This window comes from Streptomyces sp. NPDC101191 (genome assembly GCF_044767915.1).
GTDB lineage: Bacteria > Actinomycetota > Actinomycetes > Streptomycetales > Streptomycetaceae > Streptomyces.
This window is the reverse complement of record NZ_JBIWOU010000005.1, coordinates 444,955-458,915: the sequence shown is the minus strand read 5'-3', so window position 1 is coordinate 458,915 and position 13,961 is coordinate 444,955. Positions and strand designations below refer to the sequence as shown.

Genomic DNA, 13,961 nt, shown 5'->3' with positions numbered 1-13,961 from the left:
CTCCGATCGGCCGGACCGACCGGGGGCGGCCGCGCGCCGGGGCGGCCCGATCCGTACAGGTCACGTACGGGATCCTCCGTGCCGGGCGGCGGGGGATCCTCCGCGGGGCGGGGGAGAGCCTTCAGGCCGGCCCGGCTGCGTCCTCCGGCCCCGCTCCCATCCCCGTCCCCATCCCCATCCCCGTCCCCATCCCCGTCCCCGGTCCGTCCGTCCCCGGCCCGCCCTGCGCGATCTCCCTCGCCAGCGCCACCAGCGCCGCCGTCGCCGGATGTCGGTCGCCGTCCCGCCAGGCCAGGAGCACGGGGATCGGCGGAGCCTCGGGCAGGGGGCGGTAGCTGACGCCCGGGTGGGGGTGGAGGGCGGCGGTCGAGGCGGCCGAGACGCCGATGCCGCGGCCCGCGGCGATCGCGGTGAGCCAGTCGTCGGTGTTCGCGACGGTCAGGGTCGAGCGGGGGCGGCCGCCCGGGGGCCACAGGTCGAGGGTCGTGGTGCCGGAGACCGGGTTCAGGATCGCCGTCTCGGCGGTCAGGTCGGCGAGGGCGAGCGAGGGGCGGGCGGCCAGCGGGCTGTCGGACGGGACGGCCACCACCCGCGGCTCGGTGAGGAGCTCCTCCGTCGCCAGGCCCGGGACGTCCAGGCTCTCCACCGGGCCCCGCAGCAGCGCCGCGTCGACCTCGCCGCGGAGGAGACCGGCCGTGCGGTCGTCGATCCGCAGCAGTTCGAGCGGCGTCCGCGGCTGCTCCCGCTGCCAGCGGCGGAGCAGCGGGGTGGTGTACGGGCCGAAGGCCGCCCAGGCGTGCCCGAGGCGGAGCGGGCGGTGGCGGAGGCGCCCGGGGTCGACGGCCGCGTCGAAGGCGGCGACCGCCGCAGCGGCCCGGTCGTGGAAGGCGAGGCCCTCGGGCGTCAGGGCCAGGTGGTGGGTGGAGCGGTCGACGAGCCGGGCGCCGACGTGCTTCTCGAGCGCGGCGAGGGTGCGGGAGACGGCCGGCTGGGTGAGGTGGAGCCGGGCGGCGGCCCGGGTCAGGTTGCCCTCGTCGGCGATGGCGAGGAAGCAGCGGAGGTGGCGCAGCTCGATACTCGTGCGGCTCATGCGTTCGGAGCATAACCGCAGCCCAATCGGCATTTCACGTGGCGCGCAGGGCTGCCTACCGTGAAGGGTGGAGCCACAGGAGAGAGTGCATTACTCTGGACTGGAGAGTTCAGAGTAGTAGACCTTGATCGTTCGTCGGCTCGCGGGCCGGCGAGTTCGTCGTCGGTTCGTCCGCGCGGCGGTCGGCCGGCGCCTCCCCCCGGAGGCCGGCCGGCACGCCGGCACGACGTCCGTCAGTTCGTGAGGAGCACACCGGTGGACAGCCAGGTCCAGGACGTACCCGCCGTGGCCCCAGCCACCGTTCCCCCGACCCCGCGGACGGCCCGGGCCCCGCAGACCTCCGGCGCCCACCGCCTCGGGCCCGTCGCGCTCGTCGTCGCCGGCGGTCTCTCCGTGCAGTTCGGATCCGCCGTCGCCGTGCTCCTCATGCCCCGGGCCGGCGCCCTCGGCGTCGTGACGCTGCGGCTCGTGCTCGCCGCCGCCGTGCTGCTGATCGTCTGCCGGCCCAAGGTCCGCGGCTACGCCCGCGCCGACTGGGGCACCGTGCTCGCCTTCGGCGCCGCGATGTCCGCCATGAACATCCTCTTCTACCTGTCGGTCGACCGGATCCCGCTCGGCGCCGCCGTCACCCTGGAGGTGCTCGGTCCGCTCGCGCTCTCCGTCATCGCCTCCCGCCGCCTGATGAACCTCCTCTGGGCGGGCCTCGCCCTCGGCGGCGTCGTCCTCCTCAGCGGCGGCGGCTTCGACCGGCTCGACCCGGCCGGCGCGGGCTTCGCGCTCGCCGCGGGCGCCATGTGGGCCACGTACATCGTCTTCAGCGCCCGCACCGGCCGACGCTTCCCGCAGGCCGACGGCCTCGCGCTCGCGATGGCCTTCGGCGCCGTGCTCAGCCTGCCGTTCGGCATCGTCGAGGCGGGCGACCGGCTGCTCGTCCCGTCGACGATCGGGCTCGGACTGGCGGTGGCGCTGATGTCCTCCGTCCTGCCCTACACGCTCGAACTCCTGGCCCTGCGGCGGCTTCCGGCGCCCACCTTCGCCATCCTGATGAGCCTCGAACCGGCCATCGCCGCCACCGCCGGCTTCCTCGTCCTGCACCAGGCCCTCGGCCTGACGGACGCCGTCGCCATCGCGCTCGTCATCGCTGCGAGCATGGGCGCGGTGCGCACGCAGATGCCGAAGAAGGTCCCTGACCTGGTGTGACGCGGCCGGTCCCGGCTGGCCCGATCCCGTCGGTCTTTGGCCCGCGGCCGGTTTTCCGGCCGCGGCCCTTCGCGCAGGATGGGGGCATGGCCCTGGAGATGCGCGAACGCTGCGAACGCTGTGAGACGACCGCCCTGCCGGTCGACGCCCCCGCCCGGATCTGCACGTACGAGTGCACCTACTGCGTGCCGTGCGCCGACGCGATGCGGGACGTCTGCCCCAACTGCGGCGGGGAACTGGTCGCCAGGCCCCGCCGCGCCGCCTGAGGCCGTACGTTCGGTCCGGTGCGGACCGTCCGTACGGTCCGGTGCGGACCGCCCGGCGCCGCGAGGCCGGATGCGGACCGCCCGAGAAGGCCGTGGCCCCGTGCGGACCGGCCGGCGCCGCGAGGCCGCGTGCGGACCGCCTCGGGTCAGTGCTCCCGGCGGGTCCGGGTGCGGCTCCGGGCGAGGAGGGCGCCCGCCGCCGTCAGCAGGGCCGCGCCGCCGGCCAGCGCCGGGAGCGGGCCCGAGCCGGTGTTCGCCAGGCTGCCGCCCGTCCCCGTGCCGCCCTGGGGGGAGTGCGAGGGCTGCGGGGCGGCGGCGGTGCTCGTGGACGACGAGGGCGTCGGGCGGGTGGTCGGCGTGGCCGTGGGCTTCGGCTTGCCGTCCTTGAGGATCTTGACGGCGAACCCGGCGCTGTCGTTCTCCCTCACCAGGTCGAGCGCCGCGTTGGAGTGCAGGCTCGCATCCACCTTGTAGGTCGTGCCCGCCGCGGCCTTGCCGAACTTCCAGGTGAAGCGGAAGCTGATGCTCCCGCCCGGCGCGAGGTCGGAGTACTGCTCGCAGATCGCCGTACCCGGGTCCCACCAACAGCGCTTGTCGTAGCCCGTCGGGGCATTCCCGAAGCTCACGTATGCGGCCGCGATGACCTCCTTCGCCGCCGCGGGGCCGTTGTTGGTCACCACGAGGTCGGCCGTGAACGTCTCGCCGGGGCGTACGGACGCCGCCGACGTCTTCCAGGCCACGGCGAGGTCCGCGCCGGCGGTCGTCCTGACCGTTGCGGTCGCGGTGTCGTTCTCCGGCTTGCTGTCGGTCGTGCCGACGGGCGCCCCCGTGGCGGTGAAGCTCAGTGCGCTGTCGATCGCCACGCTCTTGTCGACCTTCAGGGTCACCGGGACCTCGGAGTCGCGAGAGGACATCGACAGGTGGCAGGTGAACGACCGGCCGTCGGCGCCCGGGTCGCAGGGGATCGCGCTGTCCTTCTCCGCGTACGTCACGCCGGCGGGCAGCGCGACCGTCACCTCCATCTTGCTCACCGGTCCGGACACGACCCTGGCGCCGACCGACAGGTCGAAGAAACCGCCCGGGGCCACCGCGGTGCGGGGACCGCGGAGCGAGACCGCCGCGTCGAACGGGTCAGCCACGGAGGGAGCGGCCGGAGCCGCCGGTGCCCCGGGGGCCGTCGGAGGGGTCCGGACCGCCGGCGCCGCAGGAGGGACCGGTGCGCTCGGCGCCGCCTGTGCCGTCGCGACCGGAACCGCCAGCAGGAGGGCGGCCGTCGATGCGGCCGCCGCCGTTCTGAAGCCCATGAGGTGACTGCCTCGCCTGTTGGTATCGGGTGATGGGTCGAACGGTTGGACGACCCGGCATGGCGAAGGGTTGTACGGCGGGCAGCGCCCGGGTGTCCTTCCGGCGCCCGGGTGCGTGCCCGTCGCGAGGCCCGCGGCGCGTCCACGGCCGGCCGTCCCGGCCTCCCGGGGTCGCTCCTCGGCCGTCAGCCGGGTCGTCCCGGAGTCGCCGGAGCGGGGCGGCGCGTACTCCTCGGGGGTGACTCCCGCCCGCCCAAGAACTAAAGCAAGCACGCTTGATTGTTTCTGTCCCGGCTGCCATGCTCCTCACGCACGTCCGTGACCCGCCCGTCCCCGAGGGGAGCGCCCCGTGTCCGACCCCGCCGCCGTGCTCGACGACCTGCGTGCCGAGAGCGATGAAGTCGACGCCCTCGTCAGGGACTTGGCGGCCGAACAGTGGGCGGCGCCGACCCCGGCGCCACGCTGGACGGTCGCCCACCAGATCGCCCACCTCGCCTGGACCGACGCGGCCGCGCTGCTCGCCGCGACCGACCCCGAGGCCTTCGCCGCCGAGACGGAGAAGGCCCTCGCCGCGCCCGACCGCTTCGTCGACGACGGTGCCGAGGAGGGCGCGGCCCTGCCGCCCGCCGAGCTCCTCGCCCGCTGGCGCGAGGGCCGCGAGCGGCTCCACCGGGTGCTGCGCGAGGCCCCGGCCGGCACCCGCTTCCCCTGGTACGGGCCCGCCATGAGCGCCGTCTCCCTCGCGACCGCGCGGCTCATGGAAACCTGGGCGCACGGCCAGGACGTCGCCGACGCCCTGGGCGTCGTGCGCCCGCCGACGGCCCGGCTGCGACACGTGGCCTGGATCGGGCTGCGGGCCCGGGACTACGCGTACCTCGTGCGCGGCCTCACCCCGCCCGCCGAGCCCTTCCGGCTCGAACTCAGCGCCCCCGAGGTGGTGTCGGAGGCCGGTGCGGTGTGGACGTTCGGCCCGGACGACGCGCCGCAGGCGATCACGGGGCCCGCGCTCGACTTCTGTCTCCTCGTCACCCAGCGGGCGCACCGCGCCGACACCGCCCTCGTCGCGCACGGCGCCGACGCCGAGGAGTGGCTGGGCATCGCCCAGGCCTTCGCGGGTCCGGCGGGGCAGGGCCGCGAGCCGCGGGGGAACCGGTGACGACCCTCCGCATCGGCAACGCGTCCGGCTTCTACGGCGACCGCTTCGACGCCGTACGGGAGATGCTCACCGGCGGTGAACTCGACGTCCTCACCGGGGACTACCTCGCCGAGCTGACCATGCTCATCCTCGGCCGCGACCTCCTCAAGGACCCCGCCACCGGCTACGCGAAGACCTTCCTGCGCCAGATGGAGGAGGGCCTCGGCCTCGCCCACGAGCGCGGGGTGCGGATCGTCGCCAACGCGGGCGGCCTCAATCCGGCCGGACTCGCCGACGCCCTGCGCGCGCTCGCCGGACGGCTCGGCGTCCCGGCCCGGATCGCCCACGTCGAGGGCGACCGGATCCCGCCCCGGGGCGGTGCGCTGGCGGCCAACGCCTACCTCGGCGGCGCCGGGATCGCCGCCTGCCTGACGGCCGGCGCCGACGTCGTGGTGACCGGCCGGGTCACCGACGCCGCCCTCGTCACCGGGCCCGCGCAGTGGTTCTTCGGCTGGAGCCCGGAGGACGCCGACTGGCACGACAAGCTGGCCGGCGCCGTCGTCGCCGGGCACGTCCTGGAATGCGGCACCCAGGCCACCGGTGGCAACTACGCCTTCTTCACCGACCACCGACCGGACGCGCTCCGCCGCCCCGGCTTCCCGCTCGCCGAACTCCACGCGGACGGCAGCGCGGTGATCACCAAGCACCCCGGAACGGGCGGCACCGTCGACACCGGGACCATCACCGCCCAGCTCCTCTACGAGACCGCCGGCGCCCGCTACGCCGGTCCCGACGCGACCGCCCGCCTCGACACCGTACGGCTCACCCCGGAGGGCCCGGACCGGGTCCGGATCGACGGGGTGCGGGGCGAGGCGCCGCCCCCGACGCTCAAGGCCGGGCTCTGCCGGCTCGGCGGCTTCCGCAACGAGGTCGTGTTCGTGCTCACCGGCCTCGACATCGAGGCCAAGGCGGACCTCGTGCGCGCCCAGGTCACCGACGCCCTGGCCGCGTCGGCGCCCGCCGGGGTGCGGTGGGAGCTGTCCCGCACCGACCGCGCGGACGCCGACACCGAGGAGACCGCGAGCGCCCTGCTCCGGCTCGTGGTCCGTGACCCGGACCCCGAGAAGGTCGGCCGCACCCTGACCGGGGCCGCGATCGAACTGGCCCTCGCGAGCTACCCCGGCTTCCACGTCACCGCACCGCCAGGGAAGGGTGCCCCGTACGGGGTCTTCGAGACCGTGCACGTGCCCGCCGACGAGGTCGAGCACCTCGCCGTCCTGCCCGACGGGACCCGCCTGCCCGTGCCCGCGCCGAAGGAGACCCGGGCCCTGGAGCCCGTACCGGAGCCGGCTCTCCCCGAGCCCCTTCCCCCGGGGCCCACGCGCCGGGCCCCGCTGGGCCGCGTCGCCGGGGCCCGCAGCGGCGACAAGGGAGGCGACGCCAACGTCGGTGTCTGGGTGCGGACGGAGCCGGAGTGGCGCTGGCTCGTGCACACCCTCACCGTCGACCGCTTCCGCACGCTGCTCCCGGAGACCCGCGGCCTCCCCGTGGAGCGGCACGTGCTGCCGAACCTGCGGGCCGTCAACTTCACCGTCACCGGGATCCTCGGCGAAGGCGTCGCCTCCCAGGCCCGCTTCGACCCGCAGGCCAAGGCCCTCGGCGAATGGCTCCGCTCCCGACACGTGGACGTACCGGAGGAACTCCTGGTGGACCGACTGGAGGAACAGCTGTGACCGTCCTGGCCTCCGCCCTCGACACCGGCGGACCCGAGCACGCGGCGCACCGCGCCGCCATGCTGGAGAAGCTCGCCGCCCTCGACGCCGAGCACGCCAAGGCGCTGGCGGGCGGCGGCGAGAAGTACACCGAGCGGCACCGCAAGCGCGGCAAGCTCCTCGCCCGCGAGCGCATCGAGCTGCTCGTCGACCCCGACACCCCGTTCCTGGAGCTGTCGCCGCTCGCCGCCTGGGGGAGCGACTACCCGGTGGGCGCCTCGCTCGTCACCGGCATCGGGGTGGTCGAGGGCGTCGAGTGCCTGATCACCGCCAACGACCCCACCGTGCGCGGCGGCGCCTCCAACCCGTGGACGCTGAAGAAGGCGCTGCGGGCCAACGAGATCGCGTTCGCCAACCGGCTCCCCGTCATCTCGCTCGTCGAGTCCGGCGGCGCCGACCTGCCCTCCCAGAAGGAGATCTTCATCCCCGGCGGGGCGCTCTTCCGCGACCTCACGCGCCTGTCCGCCGCCGGCATCCCGACGATCGCCGTCGTCTTCGGCAACTCGACGGCCGGCGGCGCGTACGTCCCCGGCATGTCCGACCACACCGTGATGATCAAGGAGCGGTCGAAGGTCTTCCTGGGCGGGCCGCCGCTCGTGAAGATGGCGACCGGCGAGGAGAGCGACGACGAGTCCCTCGGCGGTGCCGAGATGCACGCGCGCACCAGCGGGCTCGCCGACCACTACGCCGTCGACGAGGCCGACGCCCTGCGCCAGGCCCGCCGGATCGTCGCCCGCCTGCACCACCGCAAGCACCACGCGGACCCGGATCCGGTCGCCGTCGAGCCGCCGAAGTACGCCGAGGAGGAGCTCCTCGGGATCGTGCCCGGCGACCTGAAGACGCCGTTCGACCCGCGCGAGGTGATCGCCCGGATCGTCGACGGCTCGGACTTCGACGAGTTCAAGCCGCTGTACGGGCCGAGCCTGGTGACCGGCTGGGCCGAGCTGCACGGCTACCCGGTCGGCATCCTCGCCAACGCCCAGGGCGTCCTCTTCTCCGCCGAGTCGCAGAAGGCCGCCCAGTTCATCCAGCTCGCCAACCAGCGCGACATCCCGCTGCTCTTCCTGCACAACACCACCGGCTACATGGTCGGCAGGGAGTACGAGCAGGGCGGCATCATCAAGCACGGCGCGATGATGATCAACGCGGTGTCCAACTCGAAGGTCCCGCACCTCTCCGTCCTCATGGGCGCCTCGTACGGTGCCGGGCACTACGGCATGTGCGGCCGGGCCTACGACCCGCGCTTCCTCTTCGCCTGGCCGAGCGCCAAGTCCGCCGTCATGGGCCCGCAGCAGCTCGCCGGCGTCCTCTCCATCGTGGCCCGCGCGTCGGCGGCCGCGAAGGGACAGCCGTACGACGACGAGGCCGACGCGGGTCTGCGCGCCCTGGTGGAGGCGCAGATCGAGTCGGAGTCGCTGCCGATGTTCCTCTCCGGGCGGCTCTACGACGACGGGGTCATCGACCCGCGCGACACGCGTACCGTCCTCGGGCTCTGCCTGTCCGCGATCCACACGGCACCGGTCGAGGGCGCGCGCGGCGGCTTCGGCGTCTTCCGAATGTGAGGCCCCCTCTCATGACCGAGCTCATCACGTCCGTCCTCGTGGCGAACCGGGGCGAGATCGCCTGCCGGATCTTCCGCACCTGCCGTGACCTCGGCATCGCGACGGTCGCCGTCCACTCCGACGCGGACGCCGACGCCCTGCACGTACGGGAGGCGGACGCCGCCGTGCGGCTGCCGGGGGCGACGCCCGCGGAGACGTATCTGCGCGGCGACCTGGTGGTGCGCGCGGCGCTCGCCGCGGGCGCGGACGCCGTGCACCCCGGCTACGGGTTCCTGTCCGAGAACGAGGAGTTCGCGCGGGCGGTCACCGAGGCCGGCCTGGTGTGGATCGGGCCTCCGCCGGCCGCGATCGCGGCGATGGCGTCGAAGACCCGCGCCAAGGAACTCCTCGGCGTGGCCCCGCTCGCCGCCGCCGACGTCACCGAGGACGACCTGCCCGTCCTCGTGAAGGCGGCGGCCGGCGGCGGTGGACGCGGCATGCGCGTCGTCCGGGAACTGTCGGCGCTGAAGGGCGAGTTGGCGGCCGCCTCGGCCGAGGCCCTGAGCGCCTTCGGTGACGGCGAGGTGTTCGTCGAGCCGTACGTCGAGAACGGCCGGCACGTCGAGGTGCAGATCCTCGCCGACACGCACGGCACCGTGTGGACGCTCGGCACCCGCGACTGCTCCCTGCAGCGCCGCCACCAGAAGGTGATCGAGGAGGCCCCCGCGCCGGGGCTGCCCACCGCGCTCGTCGACGAGCTCTACGAGCGCTCGGCGGCGGCCGCGAAGGCCGTCGGCTACGTCGGCGCGGGAACGGTCGAGTTCCTGGTCGCCGGCGGCCGGGCGCACTTCCTGGAGATGAACACCCGCCTCCAGGTCGAGCACCCGGTCACCGAGGAGGTCCACGGCATCGACCTCGTCGCCCTCCAGATCGCCGTCGCCGAGGGCGGCCCGCTGCCCGCCGAGCCGCCCGCGCCGCGCGGCCACGCCATCGAGGCGCGGCTGTACGCGGAGGACCCGGCGAGCGGCTGGACCCCGCAGACGGGGCTGCTGCACGCGCTCGAATTCCCGACCGGACCCGGGCTGCGCGTCGACACCGGCTACGTCTCCGGCGACACCGTCGGCGTCCACTACGACGCCATGCTCGCCAAGGTCGTCGTCCACGCGCCCAGCCGCGCCGCGGCCGCCCGCGCCCTCGCCCGCGCCCTGGAACGGGCCCGCCTGCACGGCCCCGCCACCAACCGCGACCTCCTCGTCGCCTCCCTCCGGCACCCCGACTTCACCGACCCCGGGCGGCTGGGCACCGGCTTCTACGAGCGGCACCTGGCGGAGCTGACCGGGCCGCCCGCCGACGAGGCACCGGCCGCCGTGGCGGCGGCCCTCGCCGACGCGGCCCGGGGGACGAGCCGTTTCGGCGGCGGCTGGCGCAACCTCCGCTCGCAGGACGAGACGAAGGTCTACGGCGCCCACGAGGTCCGCTACCGCCCGACCCGCGAGGGCTACGAGGTGACGAGCCCGCCCGGCGTCCGCGCGGTCGCGGTGTCCCCCGACCGCGTGCGCCTCGACATCGACGGCGTCGTACGGGACTTCGAGGTGGCCCGGCACGGCGACACCGCGTACGTGGGCCGCCACCGCCTCGCCGTGTCCCCCCGCTTCCCCGACCCGCGCGAACAGACCGCCCCCGGCTCCCTGCTCGCCCCCATGCCCGGCACGGTCGTCCGCGTCGCCGAGGGCCTCGCCGTCGGCGACCCGGTCGAGGCAGGGCAGCCACTGCTCTGGCTGGAGGCCATGAAGATGGAGCACCGGGTCGTCGCCCCCGCCTCCGGCACGCTCACCGCGCTCCACGCCGCCCCCGGCCGCCAGGTCGAGGTCGGCGCCCTACTCGCCGTCGTACAACCCGCTGTCGAACAGCCCGCCGTACCGACCGAAGCCCAGGAGGAAGACCCCGCATGAGCACTCTCATCGAGTCCCCGGAACACACCGCCCTCCGCGCCGCCGTCTCCGCCCTGGGCCACCGCCACGGGCCCGGCTTCGACCGGGCCGCCCTGTGGGCCGAGGCGGGCAAGCTGGGCTACCTCGGCGTGAACCTGCCCGAGGAGTACGGCGGCGGGGGCAGCGGCATGGCCGAGCTGTCCATCGTCCTGGAGGAGGCCGGCGCGGCCGGCGCACCGCTCCTGATGATGGTGGTCTCGCCCGCGATCTGCGGCACGGTCATCGCCCGCTTCGGCACCGAGGAGCAGAAGCGGGCCTGGCTCCCCGGCCTGGCCGACGGCAGCCGCACCATGGCCTTCGGCATCACCGAGCCCGACGCCGGCTCCAACTCCCACCGCATCACCACCACCGCCACCCGCACGGAGCAGGGCTGGGTCCTGAACGGGCGCAAGGTCTTCGTCTCCGGCGTCGACATCGCCGACGCGACCCTCGTCGTGGGCCGCACCTCCGACGCCCGCACCGGCAGCCTCAAGGCCTGCCTGTTCATCGTCCCGCGCGACACCCCGGGCTTCGGGCGCCACCAGATCGACATGGAACTCGCCGCCGACGAGAAGCAGTTCGAGCTCACCCTCGACGACGTCCACCTGCCCGCCGACGCCCTCGTCGGCGACGAGGACGCCGGCCTCCTCCAGCTCTTCGCCGGCCTCAACCCCGAGCGCATCATGACCGCCGCCTTCGCCATCGGCATGGGCCGCTACGCCCTCGCCCAGGCGGTGTCGTACGCCAAGGAGCGCCAGGTCTGGAAGACCCCCATCGGCGCCCACCAGGCCATCGCCCACCCCCTCGCCCAGGCCCACATCGAACTCGAGCTGGCCCGCCTGATGATGCAGAAGGCCGCCGCCCTCTACGACGCGGGCGACGACCTGGCCGCGGGCGAGGCCGCCAACATGGCCAAGTACGCGGCCGCCGAGGCCTGCGTACGCGCCGTCGACCAGGCCGTCCACACCCTCGGCGGCAACGGCCTCACCCGGGAGTTCGGCCTCGCCCGCCTGATCACGGCGGCCCGGGTGGCCCGCATCGCACCGGTCAGCCGCGAGATGATCCTGAACTACGTGTCGATCCACACGCTGGGGCTGCCGAAGTCGTACTGATCCAGGCCCCGTTCAGCCGATCCGGACCACCCGGGCCCAGTCCGGGGGGTGGTCCGGGACGTAGTCGGGGTCGTTCTCGTTCACGCGGGGGCCCGGGCGGCGGAACAGGCCGACGATCGTGCGGCAGGGCGGGCGGCGGGAGGGCCAGGGGGTCTGGCCGTCGGTGAGGGCGACCACGACGTCGGGCTGCGGGCGGGCGCGCAGGGCCGTGGCGAAGCCGGCGCGCAGGTCCGTGCCGCCGCCGCCGAGCAGCGGGATCCCCTCCGCCTGGCACAGCGGGTGGACCACCCGGGCCGACGCGTCGCAGGGCAGCACGCTGACCAGGTCGCGGCGGCCGCCCAGGGCGCGGGAGATGGCGGCGACCTCCAGCAGGGCGCTGCCGAGTTCGGCGTCGCTCACCGAGCCGGACGTGTCGATGACGACGGACACCCGCGGCGGGCGGCGGCGCAGGCTCGGCAGGACGATGCCGGGCAGGGCGACCGAGCGGCGCGAGGGCCGCCCGTACGAGTGGTCCTCGCCGGCGCCCGCGCCGGACACCGCCGAGCGCAGGGCCGCGCCCAGCAGCTGCCGCCAGGGCTGCGGCGGGTGGAACGCCTCCTCCGCCCAGCGTCGCCAGCCCTGCGGCGCGTCGCCGGGGGCGCCGATGATGCCCTGGGCGACCCGGAAGCGGACCGCGTCCTGCTCCTGGGCGCTCAGCCCTTCGGCGCCGTCCGGGCCGAGGTCCCAGCCGCGGTCGAGTCCGTCCGCGCCGCTGCCGCAGTCCAGCCAGGCGGCCTTGTCGTCCAGCCACGGCCCCAGCCGGAACTGGCGCAGGTAGTCCTCCATGAGTTCGCCCGCGGGCAGGCCGAGGGTCCCCGGCGTGACCGCGTCCTCGGGCTGCACGAGTCCGTCGCCGTACACGTCGTCGTTGATCTCGCAGTCCGCCGCGATGTTCATCCGCAGCCGGTCCCCGGCGCCGGTCAGCCCGCGCTCCCGGGCGACCCGGTCGCTCCTCCCGTGGTGGTCGCGGAGCAGGTGGGACGCCTCGTGCACCCACACCCCGGCGAGCTCCTCGACCGGCATCCGGGCCACGAACTCCGGCGACACGTAGCAGCGCCAGTAGCGGTCGACCGCCATCGTCGGCACCCGCCGCGACTCCACCACGTGCAGCGCGAACAGCGCGGTCGCCAGGTACGGCCGGACCCGTACGGCGTGCAGACGCGCCGCGAACAGCTTCTCCCGGTCCAGCGCGACGCTCATCGGCCCGCACCCGCGCCCGCGCCCGCGCCCGCACTCGCCGTCCGCGCCACCGAGCGGTCCGCGCGCCGGGACAGCGACACCACGCCCGCGAGCCGCTCGATCGCCTCCGGCACGTCCCAGTCCTCGCGCCGCAGCACGGCCAGCGTCGTGGCCGGCACGACCACCAGGTCCGGCGCGCCGGTCTCCATCGCCCGTACCAGCAGCGCCCAGGCCGCGTCCCAGCGCTCCCTCTCCGGACGTGCCTTGACGGCCTCCACCACTCCCTCGAGCGTGGCCTGGCGCCGGTCGCCGCGCTCCGGCAGCTCCGCGTTGGCCGGGTCGGCGAGCAGCTCCTCCGGGTCCGGGAGGTCCATCCGGTCCAGGCAGGCGAGGAGTTCGAGCCCCGGCCCGTCCCCGACCGTGCCGCGCACGAGCATCGAGAGCACGTCCCGCGAGGAGCCGGCGGCGGTCGCGAAGGCGATCAGGGACAGCGTCATGTCCCAGCTGCGGGGTGACGGCCACGCGCCGCCCTTGCGCGTCTCGGTGCCCGGCAGCCGGTGCACGAGCGCGGGCCGCGCGGTGAGCAGCCCGCACACCGCCCGGCGGGCGCGGTCCACGGCCGCCGGCAGCAGGGCGGGGTCGAGCCGGGGGAGGGTGGCGCGCGGCCAGGTGCCGCCGAGGCCGCGGACCACCACCTCGTGGTCGTGGGTCCACTGCAGGTGCACGAAGCGGTTGGCCAGCGGGGCGCTCAGTTCCCAGCCGTCGGCCGCCGAGGACCGCGGGTTGGCGGCGGCCACGATCCTGACGCCGGACGGCAGCCGGAGCGACCCGATGCGTCGCTCCAGGACGAGCCGGAGCAGCGCGGCCTGCACGGCGGGCGTGGCCGTGGACAGCTCGTCCAGGAACAGCAGCCCGCGCCCTTCCCGTACGAGCCGGACGGCCCAGTCCGGCGGCGCCAGCGGCACGCCCTGCGAGGCGGGGTCCTCGCCGACGATCGGCAGCCCGGAGAAGTCCGAGGGTTCGTGCACGCTGGCGATGACGGTGGTGAGCGGCAGGTCGAGCTCCTCGGCCAGCTGCGTCAGCGCGGCCGTCTTGCCGATGCCGGGCTCGCCCCAGAGGAGCACCGGCAGGTCGGCCGCCACCGCCAGGGTCATCGCCTCCAGCTGGTCGTCGGGGCGCGGTTCGGTGGTCGTGTCGCGGAGCAGGGCCAGCAGGTCGGCGGCGACGTCGAGCTGGGCGTGGGGGGCCGGGGCAGCGGCCGCGGGCGTGGACGAGGACGAGAAGACGGAGGGCGCAAAAGTGTTCATAAGGGTCACCTGTGGGTGTGGAGTGGCGGGGCGGTGGGTGTCGGCC

At 75.1% G+C, this 13,961-nt stretch carries 11 protein-coding genes; 7 read left to right on the top strand and 4 right to left on the bottom strand.

The genetic code is table 11. The annotated features are described in order from the left end of the window. Positions 1-121: 121 nt before the first annotated feature. The gene (locus ACIRQF_RS21930) at positions 122-1,123 is read right to left on the bottom strand and encodes a LysR family transcriptional regulator (protein WP_404094225.1); all 1,002 of its coding nucleotides are present in this window, start codon (positions 1,121-1,123) and stop codon (positions 122-124) included. A 222-nt stretch (positions 1,124-1,345) separates the two neighbouring features. Between ACIRQF_RS21930 and ACIRQF_RS21925 the strand changes: the two genes are divergently transcribed. Then, complete coding sequence (locus tag ACIRQF_RS21925; RefSeq protein WP_404094223.1) at positions 1,346-2,290, top strand: EamA family transporter; 945 nt, start codon at positions 1,346-1,348, stop codon at positions 2,288-2,290. An 86-nt stretch (positions 2,291-2,376) separates the two neighbouring features. Beyond that, positions 2,377-2,556 carry a DUF1272 domain-containing protein gene (locus tag ACIRQF_RS21920; protein ID WP_376632985.1) on the top strand — a complete coding sequence of 60 codons (180 nt, stop codon included), beginning with the start codon at positions 2,377-2,379 and terminating at the stop codon, positions 2,554-2,556. Between the two features lie 146 nt (positions 2,557-2,702). Here ACIRQF_RS21920 and ACIRQF_RS21915 read toward each other — a convergent pair whose 3' ends face one another. Then, positions 2,703-3,695: a CARDB domain-containing protein gene (locus ACIRQF_RS21915; RefSeq protein WP_404094220.1), complete on the bottom strand. Its 993-nt coding sequence runs from the start codon at positions 3,693-3,695 to the stop codon at positions 2,703-2,705. Positions 3,696-4,209: 514 nt separating this feature from the next. Between ACIRQF_RS21915 and ACIRQF_RS21910 the strand changes: the two genes are divergently transcribed. Genes ACIRQF_RS21910 through ACIRQF_RS21890 form a run of 5 tightly spaced genes read left to right on the top strand, consistent with a single transcriptional unit; the run spans position 4,210 to position 11,390 of the window. Further along, positions 4,210-5,016: a TIGR03084 family metal-binding protein gene (locus tag ACIRQF_RS21910; protein ID WP_404094217.1), complete on the top strand. Its 807-nt coding sequence runs from the start codon at positions 4,210-4,212 to the stop codon at positions 5,014-5,016. Then, positions 5,013-6,728: an acyclic terpene utilization AtuA family protein gene (locus tag ACIRQF_RS21905; RefSeq protein ID WP_404094214.1), complete on the top strand. Its 1,716-nt coding sequence runs from the start codon at positions 5,013-5,015 to the stop codon at positions 6,726-6,728. Before ACIRQF_RS21910 ends, ACIRQF_RS21905 begins: the two co-directional genes overlap by 4 nt. Beyond that, a complete protein-coding gene (locus tag ACIRQF_RS21900) occupies positions 6,725-8,329 on the top strand; it encodes an acyl-CoA carboxylase subunit beta (RefSeq protein ID WP_404094212.1) in 1,605 nt (534 codons plus the stop codon). The genes ACIRQF_RS21905 and ACIRQF_RS21900 overlap by 4 nt, the downstream gene beginning before the upstream one ends. Before the next feature lie 11 nt (positions 8,330-8,340). Then, positions 8,341-10,260, top strand: a complete 1,920-nt coding sequence (locus ACIRQF_RS21895; RefSeq protein WP_404094210.1) for a biotin carboxylase N-terminal domain-containing protein — start codon at positions 8,341-8,343, stop codon at positions 10,258-10,260. Next, positions 10,257-11,390, top strand: coding sequence for an acyl-CoA dehydrogenase family protein (locus ACIRQF_RS21890; protein ID WP_404094207.1), 1,134 nt, complete (start codon positions 10,257-10,259; stop codon positions 11,388-11,390). Before ACIRQF_RS21895 ends, ACIRQF_RS21890 begins: the two co-directional genes overlap by 4 nt. Before the next feature lie 12 nt (positions 11,391-11,402). On the opposite strand, the gene ACIRQF_RS21885 is transcribed toward ACIRQF_RS21890, so the two are convergent. Beyond that, positions 11,403-12,629 carry a DUF2201 family putative metallopeptidase gene (locus ACIRQF_RS21885; protein ID WP_382479189.1) on the bottom strand — a complete coding sequence of 409 codons (1,227 nt, stop codon included), beginning with the start codon at positions 12,627-12,629 and terminating at the stop codon, positions 11,403-11,405. Continuing rightward, the gene (locus ACIRQF_RS21880; protein ID WP_404094205.1) at positions 12,626-13,915 is read right to left on the bottom strand and encodes an AAA family ATPase; all 1,290 of its coding nucleotides are present in this window, start codon (positions 13,913-13,915) and stop codon (positions 12,626-12,628) included. Before ACIRQF_RS21880 ends, ACIRQF_RS21885 begins: the two co-directional genes overlap by 4 nt. Positions 13,916-13,961: the final 46 nt, after the last annotated feature.